Annotated in this window: 20 protein-coding genes and 1 riboswitch; of the genes, 15 read left to right on the top strand and 5 right to left on the bottom strand. The window is 53.6% G+C overall.

The window, feature by feature from the left end; translation table 11 throughout:
* Nucleotides 1-139: 139 nt before the first annotated feature.
* Nucleotides 140-850, bottom strand: a complete 711-nt coding sequence (locus UC15_RS03210) for a UTRA domain-containing protein (protein ID WP_112287092.1) — start codon at nt 848-850, stop codon at nt 140-142.
* A gap of 202 nt (nt 851-1052) precedes the next feature.
* On the opposite strand from UC15_RS03210, the gene UC15_RS03205 reads away from it, so the two are divergent.
* The 7 genes from UC15_RS03205 (at nt 1053) to UC15_RS03175 (ending at nt 7987) form a co-directional block, all read left to right on the top strand.
* A complete protein-coding gene (locus tag UC15_RS03205; protein ID WP_112287091.1) occupies nt 1053-2111 on the top strand; it encodes an ABC transporter substrate-binding protein in 1059 nt (352 codons plus the stop codon).
* Between the two features lie 85 nt (nt 2112-2196).
* Entirely contained in the window at nt 2197-2994 is a 798-nt protein-coding gene (locus tag UC15_RS03200) for an alkaline phosphatase family protein (protein WP_112287090.1), read from the top strand.
* A gap of 26 nt (nt 2995-3020) precedes the next feature.
* On the top strand, nt 3021-3863 hold the full coding sequence (locus UC15_RS03195) for an ABC transporter permease subunit (protein ID WP_112287089.1): 843 nt from the start codon (nt 3021-3023) through the stop codon (nt 3861-3863).
* A 22-nt stretch (nt 3864-3885) separates the two neighbouring features.
* Nucleotides 3886-4671, top strand: a complete 786-nt coding sequence (locus UC15_RS03190; protein WP_112287088.1) for an ABC transporter permease — start codon at nt 3886-3888, stop codon at nt 4669-4671.
* A gap of 2 nt (nt 4672-4673) precedes the next feature.
* A complete protein-coding gene (locus UC15_RS03185; protein ID WP_112287087.1) occupies nt 4674-5666 on the top strand; it encodes an ABC transporter ATP-binding protein in 993 nt (330 codons plus the stop codon).
* Complete coding sequence (locus UC15_RS03180) at nt 5663-6319, top strand: HAD family phosphatase (RefSeq protein ID WP_112287086.1); 657 nt, start codon at nt 5663-5665, stop codon at nt 6317-6319. Before UC15_RS03185 ends, UC15_RS03180 begins: the two co-directional genes overlap by 4 nt.
* A 15-nt stretch (nt 6320-6334) precedes the next feature.
* Nucleotides 6335-7987: a Na/Pi cotransporter family protein gene (locus UC15_RS03175; protein ID WP_112287085.1), complete on the top strand. Its 1653-nt coding sequence runs from the start codon at nt 6335-6337 to the stop codon at nt 7985-7987.
* Between the two features lie 85 nt (nt 7988-8072).
* Here the strand turns inward: UC15_RS03175 and panS are convergent, their stop codons facing one another.
* Entirely contained in the window at nt 8073-8990 is a 918-nt protein-coding gene (gene panS / locus UC15_RS03170; RefSeq protein WP_112287084.1) for a ketopantoate/pantoate/pantothenate transporter PanS, read from the bottom strand.
* A 93-nt stretch (nt 8991-9083) separates the two neighbouring features.
* The gene (gene lysC, locus UC15_RS03165; protein ID WP_112287103.1) at nt 9084-10472 is read right to left on the bottom strand and encodes a lysine-sensitive aspartokinase 3; all 1389 of its coding nucleotides are present in this window, start codon (nt 10470-10472) and stop codon (nt 9084-9086) included.
* Between the two features lie 109 nt (nt 10473-10581).
* Nucleotides 10582-10769, bottom strand: a riboswitch (Lysine riboswitch).
* A 226-nt stretch (nt 10770-10995) separates the two neighbouring features.
* Here lysC and pgi point away from each other — a divergent pair.
* From pgi to ubiA, 4 genes are all read left to right on the top strand, one after another.
* A complete protein-coding gene (gene pgi, locus UC15_RS03160; protein ID WP_112287083.1) occupies nt 10996-12642 on the top strand; it encodes a glucose-6-phosphate isomerase in 1647 nt (548 codons plus the stop codon).
* A 251-nt stretch (nt 12643-12893) separates the two neighbouring features.
* Complete coding sequence (gene psiE, locus UC15_RS03155; RefSeq protein WP_095924316.1) at nt 12894-13301, top strand: phosphate-starvation-inducible protein PsiE; 408 nt, start codon at nt 12894-12896, stop codon at nt 13299-13301.
* Between the two features lie 89 nt (nt 13302-13390).
* On the top strand, nt 13391-13930 hold the full coding sequence (gene ubiC / locus UC15_RS03150; RefSeq protein WP_112287082.1) for a chorismate lyase: 540 nt from the start codon (nt 13391-13393) through the stop codon (nt 13928-13930).
* A 41-nt stretch (nt 13931-13971) separates the two neighbouring features.
* Nucleotides 13972-14838: a 4-hydroxybenzoate octaprenyltransferase gene (gene ubiA, locus UC15_RS03145; RefSeq protein ID WP_198659651.1), complete on the top strand. Its 867-nt coding sequence runs from the start codon at nt 13972-13974 to the stop codon at nt 14836-14838.
* A 98-nt stretch (nt 14839-14936) separates the two neighbouring features.
* Here ubiA and plsB read toward each other — a convergent pair whose 3' ends face one another.
* Nucleotides 14937-17420 (bottom strand): glycerol-3-phosphate 1-O-acyltransferase PlsB, encoded by a 2484-nt coding sequence (gene plsB, locus UC15_RS03140; protein WP_112287080.1) that lies wholly within the window; start codon nt 17418-17420, stop codon nt 14937-14939.
* Between the two features lie 130 nt (nt 17421-17550).
* Here plsB and UC15_RS03135 point away from each other — a divergent pair, with 130 nt between their 5' ends.
* The 4 genes from UC15_RS03135 to UC15_RS03120 all read left to right on the top strand — a co-directional run bounded on the left by UC15_RS03135 (nt 17551) and on the right by UC15_RS03120 (nt 20711).
* Nucleotides 17551-17919 carry a diacylglycerol kinase gene (locus UC15_RS03135; RefSeq protein ID WP_112287079.1) on the top strand — a complete coding sequence of 123 codons (369 nt, stop codon included), beginning with the start codon at nt 17551-17553 and terminating at the stop codon, nt 17917-17919.
* Between the two features lie 119 nt (nt 17920-18038).
* The gene (gene lexA, locus UC15_RS03130; RefSeq protein ID WP_095924321.1) at nt 18039-18647 is read left to right on the top strand and encodes a transcriptional repressor LexA; all 609 of its coding nucleotides are present in this window, start codon (nt 18039-18041) and stop codon (nt 18645-18647) included.
* Between the two features lie 298 nt (nt 18648-18945).
* Nucleotides 18946-20310: an MATE family efflux transporter DinF gene (dinF, locus tag UC15_RS03125; RefSeq protein WP_112287078.1), complete on the top strand. Its 1365-nt coding sequence runs from the start codon at nt 18946-18948 to the stop codon at nt 20308-20310.
* Nucleotides 20311-20501: 191 nt separating this feature from the next.
* On the top strand, nt 20502-20711 hold the full coding sequence (locus UC15_RS03120) for a CsbD family protein (protein WP_112287077.1): 210 nt from the start codon (nt 20502-20504) through the stop codon (nt 20709-20711).
* A 165-nt stretch (nt 20712-20876) separates the two neighbouring features.
* On the opposite strand, the gene zur is transcribed toward UC15_RS03120, so the two are convergent.
* Nucleotides 20877-21386 (bottom strand): zinc uptake transcriptional repressor Zur, encoded by a 510-nt coding sequence (gene zur / locus UC15_RS03115; RefSeq protein WP_112287076.1) that lies wholly within the window; start codon nt 21384-21386, stop codon nt 20877-20879.
* Nucleotides 21387-21396 lie beyond the last annotated feature (10 nt).

Genomic DNA, 21396 nt, shown 5'->3' with positions numbered 1-21396 from the left:
CGTCTGCGCCATGGATGGCGCGGTTCGAGCCATCAGGGATGATTTTACGGCGTCTTTACGATCTGCCTCTTTTCACTGATTCTGACATTCATCTTCAGCCCTCGTCCGGTTCCACCTGCTATTTCTCTGTTTCTTTAAATCAGTTCACTTCCACATCAATGTGCAATGCGTCATAGCGCCAGTATTCCAGATCGCAGTCGATAACCCGGTCGTGCTGGTCGCGGTTAATACGCGTAATAAACAGCGCCGGACTGCCGGAAGCAACTTTCAGCGCATGTGACGCTTGTTCAGGCAGCAATGTCGGCACCATGTCGAAACGCACGCGTCCATAGTGGATGTCATAGCGGGATGCGTACAAATCAGTCAGCGATGTCGTGAGATCCGCGTCAAGAATGCCCTGAAAATACAGAGGATTAAGATAGTGCTCGACGTACAAAACCGGGCGTTTATCGATATAACGCAGCCGGCGGATACATATCACCTCACTCTCAGACGGTAACAGTAACTTCTGGCAGACAGTCTCACTGGCAACGCAGTGCTTCGCATCGATCACTTCGGTCTGCGCGCTACGTCCCTGATCTTTCGCCATCGCGTGAAAGTGACTTCTTTGCAACGGGTTGTAAACAATGCGGGGCGGTGACACAAACCAGCCACGGCGCACTTCCCGGTAGATCAGCCCCTGTGCCTCAAGCTGGCTTAATGCTTCCCGTATTGTGATACGGGTTGTGGAAAATTGTTCACTTAACGCCCGCTCAGAAGGCAGCCTTCCCTCGGCAGAAAATGCCCCGGCCGCAATACTTTCGCTCAATGCCTTGCAGATAACGGCAAGGGTGGTCTGCGATTCACTCATCGGTCAGCAAGCCTCATTTCAGTGCATTTTTGCACCAATCCGACTCTTTATCGCGTAAATAATGTGCGCGTGTTAACAGCGATAAGCTTAAGACTGCTGCTTTTTCACGCTGACATATAATTATCACAATTGAGCGTTAGATTGGCTTGGTTCTTGCTGGACTAGACCAGCACTTCACACACTACCATCCGGAGCATCCGTTATGAAACAGTTGTTCGCTTCTGTGTTAACCAGCGCGCTTGTCCTCTCCTCCTCATCGGTATTTGCCGCTGAGCCTCCTGCTGAACTCCTGAAAGCGGCGCAAGCCGAAGGAACCGTAAACAGCGTCGGTATGCCTGATGACTGGGCGAACTGGAAAGCCACCTGGAGTGATCTGAATACCAAATATGGCCTGAAACACAGCGATACCGACATGAGTTCCGCGCAGGAAATTGCGAAATTCCTGGCGGAAAAAGACAATGCCAGCGCTGATATCGGTGATGTGGGGGCGGCCTTTGGTCCGGTTGCTGTTTCAAAAGGCGTGACTCAACCTTATAAACCCACCACCTGGGATCAGGTGCCAGACTGGGCGAAAGATAAAGACGGTATGTGGGCACTTGCTTACACCGGCACCATTGCTTTTATCATTGATAAATCTCAGGTCAAAGATGAGCCTCACAGCTGGGCTGATCTGCTGAACAGCAAATACAAAGTGACCATCGGTGATGTGAGCACGGCAGCGCAGGCCGCGAACGGCGTGCTGGCGGCAACGTACGCGATGGGCGGCAATGAAAAGGATCTGAAACCAGGTCTGGAATATTTCGGCAAACTGGCGAAAGCAGGGCGTCTTAGCCTGACTAACCCGGTCATTGCTTCTCTGGAAAAAGGTGAAGTGCAGGTCGGCGTGGTCTGGGATTTCAATGGTCTGAGCTATCGCGACAAAATCGACAAAACCCGCTTCGACGTGGTGATCCCCTCTGATGGCAGCATCACTTCCGGCTATACCACCATTATCAACAAATTCGCCAGGCACCCGAATGCCGCCAAACTGGCGCGTGAATACATCTTCTCTGATGCAGGTCAGATCAACTTAGCGCAGGGTTATGCCCGTCCAATCCGTGCTGATCACATCACGCTGCCCGACGATGCCAAAGCCAAACTGCTGCCTTCCAGCGAATACAAAAATGCTCACCCGATTGCCGATCCGGCTGCCTGGGACAAGAGTGCCAAAACCTTGCCTCGTCTGTGGCAGGAAAACGTCATGATCAACATGCAGCAGTAATCCATTAAGCAAAAATAAGAAAAACCGGACAGCGAAAGCATTGGTTCAATGACAACACCTGTTTGAAACGAAAGGCATAAGTGTAATGAAGAGCATTCTGGTAGTACTCGACGGCCTGAATTATCAGGTCGGCAAAGACGCAATGGGTTATTTACAGGCTCAGTGTGCCGCAGGACGCGGCCGCTTGTATCAACTGGAATGCGAACTGCCATCGCTGTCCCGGCCGCTTTATGAATGCATCCTCACCGGCATTACGCCGGTGGTGAGTGGGATTGTGCATAACCACGTTGACCGGTTATCCACGCAACGCAGTATTTTCCATTATGCCCGCGACGCCGGTCTGACCACGGCGGCTGCGGCTTATCATTGGGTCAGCGAATTGTATAACCGCACGCCGTTTGACCCGCCGCGTGACCGCCATACCAGCGATGAGTCGCTGCCTATTCAGCATGGTCATTTTTATTACGATGACGGTTACCCCGATTCGCATTTGTTCGATGATGCAGAAAGCCTGCGCCGTCGGCATGACCCCGATTTTATGCTCATCCACCCGATGAATATTGATGATGCCGGCCATAAATTTGGCCTGTCGACGCCGCAATACCGCAATAAAGCACGGACGGCGGACGGCATACTTTCGCGCTATCTGGGCGACTGGCTGGATGCCGGTTATCAGGTGATGGTGACCGCCGATCACGGCATGAACGATGACCGCAGCCACGGTGGTATTTTGCCAGAAGAGCGCCAGGTTCCGCTGTTCGTGTTCGGCAGTGCGTTCAGCTTGAAAGACGCCGCGCCGTTGCAAACTGAGCTGTGCGGCACCGTTTGTCAGATCCTGAATATTGCCCACGACAAGCCACATTGCGCGGCATTACTGGCCTGAATCCTGTCACTTTTAGAGGATAACCGATGAAAGCTAAGTGGATTGCGGCGCTGTTTATGTTGCCATTTCTGGTGTTTTTCATCGCTTTTCAGCTGGCGCCGCTGGCCTGGATTGCGGTGAGCAGTTTTTACAGCGAAACCTATGAAGCCTGGGGGCTGGGCAATTACAGCGATATTCTGACGTCACCTTTTTATCTGCAGGCGATGCGCTTCTCTCTGGATATTTCCATCTGGTCGAGTTTGTACGGCTTACTTATCGCGTTAGTGGGTAGTTACTCACTTCGCCAGTTGGGTCCGACAAAACTTCACGATTTCGTGATGTCATTTACCAATATGACCAGCAACTTCGCGGGTGTACCGCTGGCGTTCGCCTTTGTGATTTTGCTCGGCCTGAACGGCTGCCTGACGCTGCTGCTGAGAAAATATGGCCTGATGGAACACTTCGACCTGTATTCGAAAGACGGGCTGATTGTTCTCTATACCTATTTCCAGATCCCGCTTGGTGTATTGCTGATGTATCCGGCATTCGATGCCCTGCGTGAAGACTGGCGCGAATCTGCAGCGTTGCTGGGTGCGGGGCGCTGGAGTTACTGGCGGTATATCGGCATTCCGGTGCTGTTCCCGGCGCTTCTCGGGACCTTTGTGATTTTGCTCGCCAATGCACTGGGCGCGTATGCCACGGTCTACGCGCTGACCACTGGCAACTTTAACGTGGTGCCTGTGCGTATTGCGGCGCTGGTGTCGGGAGATATTTCGCTCGATCCCAATATGGGCAGTGCGCTGGCGATGTTACTGGTGGTGCTGATGGCGTTTATCACGCTGATCCATCAGTGGTTATTGCGTAAAAGCTATCTCAGTCAGCGCAGCTGATTGCCTGAAAAAGGAACGTAAGATGTCGCGCTCTGAAGCGATTTACCACCGTGTGGTGATCTGGGTTTTACTGATTGTCCTGATGTTGCCGTTGCTGGCGACGCTGGTGTATGCGCTGGTACTGGAATGGGGCGCCACCATTTTGCCTAGCGGCTTTACGCTGAAATGGCTGGTGGAACTGTGGAGTGATCCGCGATTCCTGATTGCGCTCTGGCACTCGCTGCTGGTGTGTTTCGGCACGCTTTTACTGTCGCTGGTACTGATCCTGCCACTGATGTTTGTGATTGCTTACTATTTCCCGAAGCTCGACGCGCTGATGAATATCCTGATCCTGCTGCCGTTTGCCGTGCCGCCGGTGGTGTCTTCAGTGGGGCTGATGCAGCTTTATTCCGCTGAGCCACTGGCGCTGACCGGTACACCGTGGATCCTGATTGGCTGTTACTTCACCATCGCCTTGCCGTTTATCTATCGCGCCATCTCAAACAACATGCAGGCCATCAATCTTCGTGACCTGATGGATGCGGCGCACCTGCTCGGTGCCAGCACCTGGAAAGCCGCGCTGCTGGTGGTTTTACCGAACTTACGCAAGGGCGGAATGATTGCCGTGCTGCTGTCGTTCTCGTTCCTGATCGGGGAATTCGTATTCGCCAACCTGCTGGCGGGCAGCCGTTATGAAACAGTGCAGGTTTATCTCTATAACATGCGCAATGGCAGTGGCCATTTCACCAGCGCATTGGTTATCTCCTATTTCATGGTCGTCCTGATTTTCACCTGGGTGGCGAACATGCTGAACAAAGGAAAGAGCTGATTATGTCGTATTTGCAGGTCACTCAACTCAACAAGTCTTACGGCCCGACACAGATTTTCAACAACATTGATTTCTCGGCAGAAGAGGGCGAATTCGTCACGCTGCTGGGGCCGAGCGGCTGTGGGAAATCCACGCTGTTGCGCTGTCTGGCCGGGCTGACTTCGGTCGACAGCGGAAAGATTCTAATCCAGGGGCAGGATATCGTGCCGTTGCCGCCACAACAGCGCGGGATCGGGATGGTCTTCCAGAGCTACGCGCTTTTCCCAAATATGACGGTGGAAGCCAACGTCGCGTTTGGTCTGAAGATGCAGAAGATACCGGCTTCCGAACTGCATCGCCGCGTGGGAGAAGTGCTGGAACTGGTAGAAATGAACGATTACGCCAAACGTTATCCGCACCAGCTTTCCGGCGGTCAGTGTCAGCGTGTGGCGCTGGCGCGCTCGCTGGTGACTCAGCCGCGTCTGCTTCTGCTCGACGAACCCCTTTCCGCGCTCGATGCCCGTATCCGTAAGCATCTGCGTGAGCAAATCCGCCGCATTCAGCGCGAAATGAACCTGACGGCGATTTTCGTTACTCACGATCAGGAAGAAGCACTGACCATGTCAGACCGGATTGTGCTGATGAACAAAGGACAAATCGTCCAAAATGCCGATGCCGAAACCCTGTATACTGAGCCTGTCGATGCGTTTGCCGCGGGCTTTATCGGCAGCTACAACCTGCTGAGCCCTGAACAGGCGATGGCGCTGACCGGTATTACTTACACGGGCCGCGTTGCCATTCGTCCGGAGTCGGTGACGATATGCGAGCTGATTGAAGGCATTCCGGCTAAAGTTCTCAGCCACAGCCTGCTTGGTAATGTGGTGCGTTATCGTGTTATAGCGCACGGAGTCGAGCTTTCTGTGGATGTGTTAAACCGTTCTGTGGCCTCACTTCGCGCCGATGGCAGCGATATTGGTCTACAGTTAGATCTTGTTACGTTACGGGAAGTTGCATGAAACTGGCGCTGTTTGATCTCGATGAAACCCTGATTAGCGGCGACTGTTCCAGCCTCTGGTCTGCCTACATGGTGGAGAATGGCTGGGTGGCAGATGAGCAGGCTTTCCTGCAACAGGATGCCGCGCTGATGCAACAATATGCCGTGGGTAAGATGGACATGCAGGAGTACATGCGCTGTACTTTGGTGCCACTTACCGGACGCAGCGAAAGTGACGTCGCGGCAATGGTCGCGGGTTATATTCAGGCTGTGATTGCACCGCGCATTTATGCGCAGGCGCGTGAGTGTCTGGCCGCTCACCGCGCACAGGGCGACCGGACGGTGATTATTTCCGCGTCCGGAGAGCATCTGGTGCGTCCGATTGCCCGTTACCTCGGTGTTGAGGAAACGCTGGCGATTGGTGTTGAAATAAAAGACGGGCGCTTTACCGGCGCCACGCAGGGGATGATGACCTATCGCGAAGGTAAAGTGTCGCGTTTGCTTGAACTCATCAATCAGGACGATTCCCTGCTGCAACAAGCCAGTTTCTATTCGGATTCCCATAATGATCTGCCCTTACTGACCCGTGTGGGTCAGCCGGTGGCTGTGAATCCGGACGCCATCCTGCTCCAGCACGCCCGGCAGGCAGGATGGCCGGTCTATGCCTGGCGTTAATGGAGCTGTTCTTTCGTGTTAACCCTTTTGCATCTGTTGTCTGCTATTTCTTTACTCGTATGGGGTACGCACATCGTGCGTACCGGCATCATGCGTGTCTTTGGCGCCAATCTGCGCCGTGTTCTGAGTAACAGTGTCGAGAAAAAACCGCTGGCGTTTGTCGCCGGTATTGGCGTGACCGCACTGGTACAAAGCAGTAATGCGACGGCGCTGCTGGTGACGTCCTTTGTTTCGCAGGGGCTGGTTGCGCTGGCACCGGCGCTGGTGATTATTCTCGGCGCAGATGTCGGGACCGCCGTGATGGCGCGTATCCTGACGTTCGATCTGTCCTGGCTTTCCCCGCTGCTGATTTTCGTCGGTGTCGCTTTCTTCCTCAGCCGCAAGCAAACCCGCGCCGGACAAATGGGGCGTGTCTGTATCGGGCTGGGTCTGATTTTACTGGCGCTGGAACTGATTGTGGGTGCGGCAACGCCGATCATGCAGGCGTCCGGCGTAAAAGTACTGTTCTCATCCCTGACCGGTGATGTGCTGCTCGATGCCCTGACCGGCGCAGTCTTTGCCATCATCAGTTATTCCAGTCTGGCCGCGGTTCTGCTGACGGCAACGCTCGCCGCAACCGGCGTTATCTCACTGAAAGTGTCGTTGTGTCTGGTGATTGGTGCCAACCTCGGCAGCGGGCTGCTGGCGATGATCAATGCCAGCAAAATGAACGCCGCAGGCCGACGTGTCGCGCTGGGCAGTACGCTGTTTAAACTGATTGGTTTAGTGATTGTGCTGCCGTTTGTCGGGCCACTTTCGACGCAGCTGGCGCGACTGGGCATTCCGGACGAAGAGCTGGTGATCTATTTTCACATGTTCTACAACCTGATCCGCTGTCTGGCGATGGTGCCTCTGACCGCGCCGATGGCGAAGATTTGCCAGCTGATGATTGCCGATGTGCCGGAAGATGACCCGCGTTTGCGTCCGCGCCATCTGGACGTCAGCGCGATCGATACCCCGACGCTGGCGCTGGCTAATGCCGCACGTGAAACGTTGCGTATGGGCGACGTGGTCGAACATATGCTGATCCTCAACCGCGAAGTGATGCACGGCAAACTGGCGCAGGATCGCGAAGTCCGCCGTCTCGACGATGATGTGGATGTGCTCTACACCGCCATCAAGCTGTATCTGGCTCAAATCAACAAAGAAGGTCTGGGCGAAGATGATTCACGCCGCTGGGCTGAAATCATTGAAATGGCGCTGAACCTCGAACAGGCAGGTGACATTATCGAGCGCATGACCGGCGATATCACGGCCAAATCTCACGCCACGCGCCGGGCATTTTCGCCGGAAGGGCTGGTGGAGCTGGATGCTTTACATGAAAAATTGCAGGATAACCTGCGTCTGAGTCTGGGTGTTTTTCTGTCGAATGACCTGACCAGTGCGCGCCGTCTGCGCCGCTCTAAACACCGTTTCCGTATTCTTGACCGCCGTTATGCGCACGCTCACGTTGACCGTTTGCATCAGCATAACGTGCAAAGCATTGAAACCAGTTCGCTGCACCTCGGGTTGCTGGGTGATATGAAACGTCTGAATTCGCTGTTTTGTGCGGTGGCGTATAACGTGCTGGATCAGGACGAGCAGGAAGATGAACAGCGCGAACCGAATGACGATATGAAACGGGTTTAACATCATCGTTCATTAAGAAAACAAATGGTTCGTTAAGAAAACAACGGGCGCTGTAAAAAGCGCCCGTTGTTTTATAAGAGGAGAGTTAATCTTTTTTAACTGGTTTACCGGACCAGTAACCGGCGAGCAAAGAACCCGACAGATTGTGCCAGACCGAGAACAGCGCGCCCGGCAATGCGGCCAGCGGGGTGAAGTAGATTTTCCCCAGCGTCGCGGCTAAACCTGAGTTCTGCATCCCGACTTCCATCGCCAGCGTGCGGCAGGTGGTTTCATCGAAGCCAAACAGTTTCCCGCCCCAGTAACCGCTCAGCAAGCCTATGCCGTTGTGCAGGATCACCGCCACAATCACGATAAGGCCGACGGAGCCAATAAAGCCCTGACTGCCCGCGACCACGGCGCTGATAATTGCCACGATGCAAATCATGGAAAAAAGCGGCAACAGCGGTTCGATGCGTTTCACGGTTTTCGTGAACAGATGATGAATAATCAGACCGGCTAAAATCGGGATCACCACGATCTGCAAAATACTCAGCAGCATGCCTTCCACATCCACCTTGATGTGCGTATCAACATACAAACGAGTCAGCAGAGGTGTAGCGAAAACGCCCACCAGCGTGGAGACAGCCGAAATGGTCACGGAAAGCGCAACGTCACCTTTGGCAAGGTAAATCATCACGTTAGAAGCCGTTCCGCTGGCCACGCTGCCGACCAGGATCATGCCCGCCGATAAATCTGCAGGCATATGGAACAATTTCGCCAGCACCCAGGCCGCCAGCGGCATCACCAGATAATGCAGGAACGTTGCCGCGGCAACCGGGCCGGGACGGGAAAGCACGCGTTTGAAATCACCGAATTCGAGAGTAACGCCCATCGCGAACATAATCAGCATCAGCAGTGTGGAAACGTGCGGGCCGATTGGTGTGAATGTGCCGGGCGAATAATAGGCCGCGACGGATAACAGCACGGCCCACAGCGGAAACAGGCGGGTTATTTTGGCTAACATTGAGGATGATCCTTGTCTTTGTTGTTTTGCAAAAGTACAGACAAAAAAAAGACCGGGCACATGGCCCGGTCTTCTCAGATACCGCGCCCGTCGTTATTCGAACAGGTTACGGTGTAGAGTTTTAACGACCTGATCGGCATCATTGCCCGGCACCAGGAAGCACAGGTTGTAACTGCTTGCGCCGTAGCAAATCATGCGGATATTGAACGGATCTAGCACGCCGAATACTTCTTTGCCAACGCCACAGGCCTGCGACAGCTTGTTGCCGATGATGGCGACCAGCGCCAGATTTTCTTCCACTTCCACGCGGCACAGTGAGGATAATTCTGTCAGCAGCGAGGTGGTCAGCAGGCTGGCATCAGAAGAGGTCGAACCGGTGGTATCCAGCGTCAGCGCTACGCTGACTTCGGATGTGGTGATGAGATCCACGGAAATGCTGTGACGCGCCAGAATGCCAAACACTTCGGCGAGGAAACCGCGTGAATGCAACATGCTCAGGCTGTGCAGCGTGACCAGCGTTTGTCTGCGACGCAGGGCAATCGCGCGGAACAGCGGCGGGTTGTCAGTGGTATCACACACTAACGTGCCACCGCCCGACGGATCTTTGCTCGAACCGACAAACACCGGGATCCCGCGACGTACTGCCGGCAGTAATGTGGCAGGATGCAGAACTTTCGCGCCAAATGTCGCCATTTCAGCGGCTTCTTCAAAGGCGATATGATCAATGCGTTTTGCCGCGGGCACCAGACGTGGATCGGTGGTGTAAATCCCCGGTACGTCGGTCCAGATATCGACACGGACGGCGCTCAGCGCTTCGCCCAGCAATGCAGCGGTGTAGTCACTGCCGCCACGGCCAAGTGTCGTGGTGCGGCCTTTGCCTTCAGAACCGATAAAGCCTTGTGTGATAACCAGCGCGTCCTGCAGTCGCGGTTGCAGTTGCTGAACGGTAAGTTCGCTCAATATCTGCGTGTCCGGTTCAGCACGACCGAAACGATCGTTGGTGCGCATTATTTTACGCACGTCGAACCATTCCACCGGCACGTTGCGCTGGCGGATGATTTCTACAAATAACAGGGTGGACATCAGTTCGCCGTGGCTGACCAGTTCGTCGGTCAGTGCCGTTGATGTCGCGAGGCTGGCAGCTTCGGACAACATGGCGATGTTTTCCAGCATGCGGGTCAGCTCTTCGCGGATCACCGTCGGATTGTCCAGACGGTCAATAATGGCATTCTGGATACGGCGAATTTCATCAAGCAGGAATGCCCGGCGCTCGGCTTCTTTGCCTTCGGCCAGCTCGACTAATAAATTGGTGACGCCCGCAGAGGCGGAGAGAACAACCAGACGCACTTCAGGGCGCGACAGAACGATATCTGCACTGCGATTCATGGCGTCGAAATCCGCTACGCTGGTACCGCCGAATTTGGCGACGATAACGTTGCCCAGAGGCTGCGGGTTGGCGTTGCGGGTTGCTGCGTAATTCATGTAAAACCTCGTGTCAGGGTCGTCATACCAGACGGCCATCTATTCCATAAACTTTAAGAATTGGCACAAGGGGAGAGCGGGAAGGGGGCAGACGTAGAAATGCTACGATACACCCAGAAGCGCCCCACCTTGTCAACATCCTCTCGGATGCCCGGTGACAACCCAGGGGATTCAGCCCCTGTAGTCGATCATATGCCTGCCGCGGGCTTCAGACCTCGGCGTCGCTCCCCCTGATGTACCTTCGTAGGATTCGGCTCCTCCGATACACTTCCTGGGCGACGCGCCTCTTCTGGCTCACGCGACACGCGCGCGAGTTAGGTGCTTAGGAATAACGGGTTATGGCGCGTCTGTCAACGGTCTCGCGGCCCATGCGCCACATTTTGAACGATTCTCATCTAATATTGTTCTCTGTCATTGTGATTTAGCAGATCTGACCTATCGCAAGAAAAGGCATCTCTCCCGGAAGTTCAGGATACAATCGGGACAGTTACCTCATATTTATTCTCAGCCTAAGAGCATTGCTATGAAAAATATCAATCCAACTCAGACCGCTGCCTGGCAAGCCCTGCAGCAGCATTTCGACAAGATGAAAGATGTGCAGATTAGCCATCTGTTTGCTGAAGATGGTGATCGTTTCTCCAAATTCTCTGCCACGTTTGAAGACCAGATGCTGGTCGATTTCTCCAAAAACCGAATCACTGCAGAGACGCTGGACAAACTGCAGGCGCTGGCGAAAGAGACCGACCTTCAGGGCGCCATCAAATCGATGTTCTCTGGCGAGAAGATCAACCGCACAGAAGACCGTGCCGTGCTGCACGTTGCCCTGCGTAACCGCAGCAACACGCCAATCGTCGTGGACGGCAAAGATGTGATGCCGGAAGTGAATGCGGTTCTGGCGAAAATCAAAGGTTTCACCGAACGCGTAATCGGCGGCGAGTGGAAAGGTTATACCGGTAAGGCCATCACTGACGTGGTGAACATCGGTATCGGCGGTTCAGACCTCGGTCCATTCATGGTCACCGAAGCGCTGCGTCCGTACAAAAACCACCTGAATATGCATTTCGTCTCCAACGTGGATGGCACGCACATCGCCGAAACGCTGAAAGACTTGTCACCGGAAACCACGCTGTTCCTGGTCGCATCAAAAACCTTCACCACCCAAGAAACCATGACCAACGCCCACAGCGCGCGTGACTGGTTCCTGAAAACCGCGGGCGACAACAAACACGTGGCCAAACACTTCGCGGCGCTGTCCACCAACGGTAAAGCGGTGAGCGAGTTTGGTATCGACACCGACAACATGTTCGAATTCTGGGACTGGGTCGGCGGCCGTTACTCACTGTGGTCTGCAATCGGTCTGTCCATCGCCCTGTCTGTTGGTTTCGATAACTTCGAACAACTGCTGAGCGGTGCTCACGCGATGGATAATCACTTCGCCAATACCCCGGCGGAGAAAAACCTGCCGGTTCTGCTGGCGCTGATCGGTATCTGGTACAACGATTTCTACGGCACTGAAACCGAAGCGATTCTGCCATACGACCAGTACATGCACCGTTTTGCTGCTTACTTCCAGCAAGGCAACATGGAATCTAACGGTAAGTTCGTTGACCGTAACGGCAACCCTGTGGATTACCAGACGGGCCCGATCATCTGGGGCGAACCAGGCACTAACGGCCAGCACGCGTTCTATCAGCTGATCCACCAGGGAACCAAAATCATCCCTTGTGACTTCATCGCGCCGGCCATCAGCCATAACCCGCTGAGCGATCACCACGCGAAACTGCTGTCTAACTTCTTCGCACAGACAGAAGCGCTGGCGTTCGGTAAATCTCTGGATGTCGTCGAGAAAGAATTCGCCGATCAGGGTAAAAAACCGGAAGACGTTAAACACGTTGCACCGTTCAAAGTGTTCGAAGGTAACCGTCCGACCAACTCTATCCTGCTGCGTGAAATCACGCCTTACAGCCTGGGTGCGTTGATCGCGATGTACGAGCACAAAATCTTTACTCAGGGCGTTATCCTGAATATCTACACCTTTGACCAATGGGGCGTAGAGCTGGGCAAACAGCTGGCGAACCGTATCTTGCCAGAGCTGGAAGACGACAAAGATGTTACCGGTCACGACAGCTCGACTAACGGTTTGATTAACCGCTTTAAAAACTGGCGCTAATCCCTCGTTATCCTTCGCGCTGACCCGGCGTTGGCTGCCTTCACGAATCCCGGTCACATACTTGTGTATGCTCCCGGGAGTTCACTCAGTTGCCGCCTGGATGCAGCACGAATGATTTAGAGGGACGGGCCAAAATATTTCTAAATAAAAGGGTTAGCCTTCACCGGCTGACCCTTTTTTAATGCTCGTTTTATGGTGCGGACTCTGTGGTATTCTGCGGGTATTCATAACAAAAGTGGGATGTAGATCACATGGCAGGATCAAAACGCGCAATGATGATATCCGTCATTATGCAGCGAATCTTGAACGTTTTCTTATTGGGACTGGCCGCGATCCTGATGATTTTTATCGGGCGCGAAACGTATCATCTGGCGATGGTGTTGTTCGTGAATAACGATCAGTCTTCGTCGTATTTACTGATAGAGGGGATTGTCATTTACTTCCTCTATTTCGAGTTTATTGCACTGATTATCAAATACTTTTCATCGGGCTATCACTTCCCGTTGCGCTATTTTATTTACATCGGTATCACCGCGATTATCCGTCTGATTATCGTCGACCACAAAAGTCCTTATGACACGCTGGTTTACGCCTGTGCGATCCTCGTGCTGGTCGTGACGCTGTTCCTGGCTAACGGCGAACGTTTGCGCCGCGAATAAAACAGGCCATTACTGACCCGCATTCATGCGCTAGAATGCGGGGCAGATAATTCATTGGAGGTATGAATACCTTCATTACGGAGCCGTTGATGTCTGATTCCCATTCCCCCGAACAATCCCCGATCCACTGGTTTGACGATCCCTCGCAGGTGCCTGCGGATGTCGCCGACTGGCTGATGGAAATGGGATCCATGACCCGCCGGTTTGAAAAGCAGGGTGTTACCGTCACCGTGAAGCCGCAAAACGAATGTTTTGTCAGCCGCGAGGAACTGGGTGAAAGCGAAGCACATCAGTTGCCGGAAAGTGCCCGTTACTGGATCCGCGAAATCGTGCTGTTTGGCGATGCCGAACCCTGGCTTCTGGGCCGCACGGTCATTCCTGAAGAAACGCTGACCGGGCCTGATCTGGCGCTGGTTGATCTGGGCACAGTGCCCCTCGGGCGCTACCTGTTTAGCGGCAACAACCTCACCCGCGATTACATTCACCTGGGGCAATTGCAGAGTGAACAGGGCGATTTATGGGCGCGTCGTTCCCGTCTGCGTCTTTCAGACAAACCGCTGCTGCTGACTGAAATTTTCCTGCCGGACTCACCGGTGCATCGCCCCGAGGGTAAAGTGAGCAAGGCATGAGCCAGACTAATCAACAAGGAGAACAGAGAGTGTCAGGAAGTATGACTCAGGGCACATGGCGTGATTACTGCCGCCTGATGCGTATTGATAAACCTATCGGCTCGCTGTTGCTGCTGTGGCCAACATTATGGGCATTGTGGGTGGCCGGTGGTGGAATGCCATCTGCTAAGATTTTGCTGGTGTTCGTGCTGGGCGTTTTCTTTATGCGTGCAGCCGGTTGCGTGGTGAACGACTACGCAGACCGCAAATTTGACGGTCATGTAAAACGGACCGCGAACCGTCCGCTGCCAAGCGGTGCGATTACTGGCAAGCAGGCGAAAATGCTTTTTGTCGGGCTGGTGCTGGTGTCCTTCCTGCTGGTTCTCCTGCTCAACCGCATGACCATTTTGCTGTCTCTGGCCGGGCTGGCGCTGGCATGGATTTATCCGTTTATGAAGCGGGTCAGCCATCTGCCGCAGGTCGTTTTGGGCGCGGCGTTTGGCTGGGCAATTCCGATGGCGTACGCGGCGGTAAGCGAAAGCGTACCGCTCAGCTGCTGGCTGATGTTTGCCGCCAATATCTGCTGGACGGTGGCTTACGATACGCAATATGCCATGGTGGATCGCGATGATGATTTGAAAATCGGCGTGAAGTCGACAGCGATTTTGTTTGGTCGTTTTGACACGCTGATTATCGGCCTGCTGCAACTTGGCACACTGGTTCTGATGGGATTTGTGGGACATCTTTCACAACTTGGCGCACCGTTCTACTGGTCGCTGCTGCTGGCCGCTGCGCTGTTTATGCATCAGCAAAAGCTGATTGCTAAACGCGAACGCGATGCCTGTTTCCTGGCATTCCGTCAGAACAACTATGTCGGACTGGTGCTGTTCCTCGGCATTCTGATGAGCTTATCAGCGTTCAGTTTCTAAGATTTCCAGACCTTGGATGGCATCCATAAAAAACGCCCGGACTCTGTAAAAAGTCCGGGCGTTTTGTTTTACCGCCCGCTGGCGTGCGCTAATAGCGGTTAATGATCGGTATCGCGCACATCCATCTTCGGCTCAGCCGGTGGCTCTGTCGGTTGCGGCAGCTCAGAAGGCATTCCCGCACTCTCGATCGTCAGCTTGATATCCGGCGTCATCAGATCACTGAGCATGATGTAAATCTCACGCGTTTGTTCCTGAATCGCATCACCGGTGTCACTGATATAACCCTCAGCGCGCAGTGTGCCGACCAGCGTTGAGAACACCGCTTTGTCGAAGAATTCAGGTGCATTGATACCGTGTAATACGGACAAACGCTGCGCCATAATCCGGCTCTCTTTCTCCAGCGCACCGCGGTTGATGCTCGGATTATTGGTGAGCAGCGAGAAAGTAATGGCATAGCGTTGCAGCGTTTCACGCACACCCGCGGCCAGCAGTTGCAGGGTACGGATACGCGCCGGGTTCAGGGTCAGTTCATCGTCTTCCAGATGAATGATTTGCTGACGTGCCAGTTCCAGCGTCAGAACATCCAGCACCTGCGGCAGCTCTGACTTATCATAATGCATAAACAGTTCTGCTTTGAGCATCGGATAAATCAGTTCCACCTGACGCAGTAATTCTGCGCGGGTGACCTGACGGTGATGCATCACGATGCTTGAAATCAGCGACGGCAACACCAGCATATGGTGGATATTGTTGCGGTAATACGTCATCAGAACAGCCTGCTCGCGCGGCAGAACGATGATGTCACCGATGTTGTCTTTCTCGACCTGGAACTTGTTCATGTTCAGCGCGTGATCGAGCAGCTGATCGGCGGTCAGATCAGGCACCGTGGAATCCGCGTTATACGGCACGTTACGCAGCAATTGCAAATAGCAGTCGATTTGTTCGGTCAGCTGTTCACGGGTCAGCGAGCGCTGACGGGATGCCAGCAGCGCGGTACAACACAGGTTCATGGCGTTAGCCGCGGCTGAGTTGTTAATACGCACCATAATCTGCTCTGCCAGATCCTGCACCGTTGGCGTCAGCCAGCTCGGACGCTGCGCTTCGATTGGGTCGATCGCTTCACGCCAGGTAGGTACGTTCTGGTTCAGGTAAGTGGTCAGATGCAGTGGCTCGCCGAAATTCACATAACCCTGACCGAGGTTGCGCAGCTTGCGCAGCCCGTTCAGCATCTGCGTCAGGCTTTCTTTCTCTTTGGTCGCACCGCGTAATTCTTTGGCGTACGTGCCCACTTCCATCACGTGCTCATAACCGATGTAAATCGGCACTAACGTAATCGGACGTGAACCGCCGCGCAGCATGGCCTGAATGGTCATCGCCAGCGTACCGGTTTTCGGTTCCAGCAGACGTCCGGTTCGTGAACGGCCACCTTCCACAAAGTATTCGACCGAATAACCGCGGCTGAACAACTCGCCCAGATATTCGCGGAAAACGGTGGAATAAAGCTTGTTGCCCTTAAAGGTACGACGGATGAAGAACGCACCCAGACGACGGAAAATCGGGCCAGCCGGCCAGAAATTCAGGTTGATACCGGCAGCGATATGCGGCGGCACCAGCCCCTGGTGATAGAGCACGTAAGACAGCAGCAGGTAATCCATATGGCTGCGGTGGCAGGGCACATACACAATTTCCTGACCATCAAGCGCCAGCTGACGGACACGTTCAGCATTGTTGACGTTGATGCCTTTATACAAGCGGTTCCACGTCCAGCTCAGCACGCGGTCTGACAGACGCACGGCCTCATAAGAGAAGTTCGCCGCGATTTCTTCCATCAGCGCGATAGCATTCTGCTGGGCTTTTTCGTGGGAAATTTTCTTGCTGCGGGCTTCGTCTTCGATCGCTTTTTCGATGGCTTTGGAAGCCAGCAATTTATTGAATAAATCCTGACGAGCCGGAAGACGCGGGCCGACCGCTGCCAGACGCTGGCGGGAGAAATGCATACGCGCCACGCGTGCCAGTTTCTGAGCGATGGTTTTGTCGGTGCCGTGCTCTGTCGCCATATAGCGCAGGGAAACGGTATTGGAGAAACGGACAAAACTGTCACGTCCGAGCCACAAGACGGCAAAGAATTTCTGGATGCCATTCAGTACGCGCAGATGCGGCGTATCATCCTGACCTTCACGGCCCGGCGCACGGCCAAACATCACGGAAACCGGCAGCATTTGAATGTCTAAATCCGGATTGTTGCGGTGCAAATCCAGATAGTCGTGGAACAGCTTTACGGATTCCTGCTTCGGCGTGTAATACGAGAACACGCGCGGGCCTTCAGCAATGAAAACATGGCTTGGCAGCAGCGTTCCGTCGATTTCCAGCGGAATAAGGGGATCGGGCAGATTCTCTGCCAGACATTGCGCACGCAACGTCAGCAAGTCTGCTTTGGAGTTGTAAGGCAATACGTACAAAATCGGGCGCGTCGGGTCCAAATGCAACTCGGTAACCGGATCTGAAGGTATGACCTTGCTCTTTACCAGCAATGAGAGTGGTAAATTCAATAATGTGTAATAAAGTCTACGCCAACCTGACATAAAAACGTGAAGCCTCTTGTTAGCCATTTCGCCGCAAGGATACCAGAAAGATCCGTGGAGATCTGTGGTCATATAAAAGCTAAAATACGGCACACTTTTAAGGACAACCCTTCAAGGATCAGTACCCGAAATGGCGAACCAAGTCACTGGATTTACCCGAATTTATAAAGCGGCCGGATATTCCTGGAAAGGATTGAAAGCCGCATGGCAGAACGAAGCGGCTTTTCGCCAGGAAGCCAGCGTGGCTATCCCGTTAATTTTGTTATCTTTCTGGCTCGATGTCAGCACGGTTGAACGCATTTTGCTTGTAAGCTCCGTGATGCTGGTCTGCGTCACCGAGTTGCTCAACAGTGCGGTGGAATGCGCGATTGACCGTATCGGCCCTGAGTTTCACGTGCTCTCAGGGCGGGCAAAAGATATCGGTTCTGCTGCCGTACTTCTGACCATCATATTGGCGATTTTTGTCTGGGTCAGTATCTTTTGGCCGCGATGGTTCTGATCTGGAATCTGTATTCCAGGAATCACCGTTATGCCCTGTTTTTATTCAATCTTAGGTTTTCATTGACCGTTTAGCTGTATATACTCACAGCAAGACTGTATAAACAACCAGGGGGCGGAATGAAAGCTTTAACGACCAGACAACAAGAGGTCTACGACCTTATTCGCGATCATATCTCCACCACCGGTATGCCACCGACTCGCGCAGAGATTGCATCGCGTCTGGGTTTCCGTTCTCCCAATGCGGCGGAAGAACACCTGAAAGCGCTGGCACGTAAAGGCGTTATCGAGATTGTCTCCGGTGCATCTCGTGGTATCCGTCTGCTGATGGAAGAAGAAGAAGGTTTACCGCTGATCGGCCGCGTTGCCGCCGGTGAGCCGCTGCTGGCACAGCAACATATCGAAGGGCATTATCAGGTTGATCCGGCGATGTTCAAGCCGAGCGCCGATTTCCTGCTGCGCGTCAGCGGGATGTCGATGCGTGATATCGGTATCCTCGACGGCGATTTGCTGGCCGTGCATAAAACGCAGGACGTGCGTAACGGCCAGGTTGTCGTGGCGCGTATCGATGATGAAGTCACCGTGAAACGCCTGAAAAAGCAGGGCAGCGTGGTGCAGTTATTGCCTGAGAACAGCGAATTCCAGCCGATCGTGGTGGATTTACGCGAACAGAATTTCAGCATTGAAGGGCTAGCCGTAGGCGTCATCCGTAACGGCAACTGGATCTGACCTTCGTACTTCGAGCTGCAGACGCGTTGGCTGCGTGCGTTTACCCGAATCACTGACTCATGTCAGCTCATCGGGATTCTCTTACTTGCCGCCTTCCTGCAACTCGAATTACTCGCTCAGAAATTGCTGAGTCAGAAATTGCTGTGTCAGATAGAGAAGACTAAAAAACATTGAATATGGATGGCGGCCGCCTCTGGCATCCATGTGAATTCAAAGAGAAATGCGTTTCTCTCATCATCGCCCCTTTCGGGGCGATGTCATTTTAGGCATAACCTGAACCTCCGGCATGAGATTCTCTATGCAACATCATTCCCTGCGACAATCATTCAAAAATACCTTTCTAAGCCCCGCGGATAAAGCACTCTGGACCCTGGCGTTACCGATGATTTTTTCCAATATCACGGTGCCTCTTCTTGGTCTGGTCGATACCGCAGTGATCGGTCATCTCGACAGTGCCGATTATCTCGGTGGTGTGGCGGTTGGTTCGATGGTCACGACTTTCCTCTTCATGATGCTGCTGTTTCTGCGCATGAGCACCACCGGCATGACCGCACAGGCGCTGGGCGCAAAAGACAATCAGTTGCTGGCTCGTGCTTTTGTGCAGCCCTTTTTGCTGGCGGTGCTGGCCGGTGTCATCATCCTGTTATTTCGCCATCCGCTGATGGAGCTGGCGTTTCATGTCGTGGGTGGCAGTCAGTCGGTGCTGGAACAGGCGAGGCTGTTTATCGAAATCCGCTGGTACAGTGCGCCTGCTTCTCTGGCGAATCTGGTGATCCTCGGCTGGTTGCTGGGCATCCAGTATATTCGCGGGCCGGTGATTTTGCTGATCGCGGGAAATCTGCTGAATATTATCCTGGATATCTGGCTGGTAATGGGGCTGGGGCTGAACGTACGTGGTGCGGCGATGGCAACTGCCAGTGCAGAGTATTTCACGTTGTTCATCGGGCTGTATTTTGTCTGGCGTGTCATGAAACGACGCGGTATCACCGGTTCAGAAATCACCAGTGCGTGGCGCGGTAATTTGCGCCGTCTTCTCGGACTTAACCGCGACATCATGCTGCGCTCATTGCTGTTGCAGCTATGCTTTGCCTCACTGACCATACTGGGTGCGCGGCTGGGCAGCCATATTGTGGCGGTCAACGCTGTTCTGATGAACCTGCTGACCTTTACCGCATTTGCACTCGACGGCTTTGCGTATGCCATCGAAGCCCATTCCGGTGAGGCATTCGGTGCGCGCAATCGCGAAAAGCTGCTGAACGTGTGGCATGCCGCGTGCCGTCAGGCCGGACTGGTGGCGCTGGCTTTTGCGCTAATTTATGCCGTAGCCGGCGGGGCGATTATAAATGCGCTCACCTCACTCCCCGAATTGCGTGAGCTGGCGGATCATTACCTCGGCTGGCAAATTGTATTGCCGCTGGTGGCGGTCTGGTGTTATCTGCTCGATGGGATGTTTATCGGTGCCACACGCGGGCGGGATATGCGTAACAGCATGGTGGTTGCAGCGCTCGGATACGGGCTGACGCTTATGACTTTACCGGTAATGGGAAACCATGCGTTATGGCTGGCGCTGACCGTCTTCCTCGGCTTGCGCGGGATTTCACTGGGCTGGATATGGCGTCGTTACTGGCAGCGCGATACCTGGTTTTCTTCTCCCGGACACTGAATTGGCAGTGTTTTATCAAAGATATAAATGTTCTTTTGCCGTTATTTCCTGCTTTGGAATAATCCTAATAATGGTTTTTATCCCTGTTCGGGGAGGATTAATCCAGATTCTCTACTAACCTTAGAAGTGTTAAGGACGAGCTGCCGGAACAAAACGCAGCTCCATAAACCCAAGGTAACAGGAGATATTTTATGAATAAGGACCAAGCCGACGGTAACTGGAAACAGTTCAAAGGGAAAGTGAAAGAAAAATGGGGCAAACTGACCGATGACGACCTGACAGTGGTTGAAGGTAAACGTGATCAGTTGGTTGGTAAGATTCAGGAGCGTTACGGCTATCAGAAAGATCAGGCCGAGAAAGAGCTCAAGGAATGGGAAACCAGCAACAAATATCACTGGTAATACGCGACTCCCCCTCGCGTGTCAGTGACGTATCCTGAGATTTAGCTGCTCCTACCCGGAACGCTTCAGGATACGGGTACACGGATGTACCCAACTTTATATCTTCACTTCTTAGCTTTTGCACATACTCGCTTCAGTAAATGCCCGCACAAACACCAAAATCCCTTAGCGTTTTTTCACCACAATACTGTGGTCATGATCGCAGTGCTCATGGCTGTCACAGGTTTCCACGACCTTACATTCCCCGCACAAACCGTGGGCTTCCACGACAGAATGGCGAAGCTCAAAGCCGGATTCCGTTGCCAGTTTTGCCAGACGTTCTTCAATACCGTCAGTGGTTTTTTCCGTCACCAGCCCGCAGCGGTCGCAGATGAACAGCGCAGACGTGTGGCTCGGCTCTTCGAAATGGTGGCAAAGCACGTAGCTGTTAGCCGACTCAACCCGATGGATAAAGCCTTGTTCAAGCAGAAAATCCAGCGCGCGGTAAACGGTTGGCGGTTTTGCCTGTGGCTCGCTGACACGCAGCAGATCCAGCAAATCGTAGGCGCTGATGGCACCGGGTTGTTGCGCCATCAGGCGCAGTACTTCCAGCCGCTGCGGCGTAAGACGAACATTGCGCTGCTGGCAAAGTTCTTCAGCTTGCGAAAGTAATTTTTCCGGATTATTCAGGGTCATAGCAACGTTC

Origin of the sequence: Rahnella sp. AN3-3W3 (genome assembly GCF_003263545.1) — a bacterium.
Lineage (GTDB): Bacteria > Pseudomonadota > Gammaproteobacteria > Enterobacterales > Enterobacteriaceae > Rahnella > Rahnella variigena.
The sequence above is the reverse complement of the archived record's forward strand: the minus strand, read 5'-3'. Positions and strand labels throughout refer to the sequence as shown.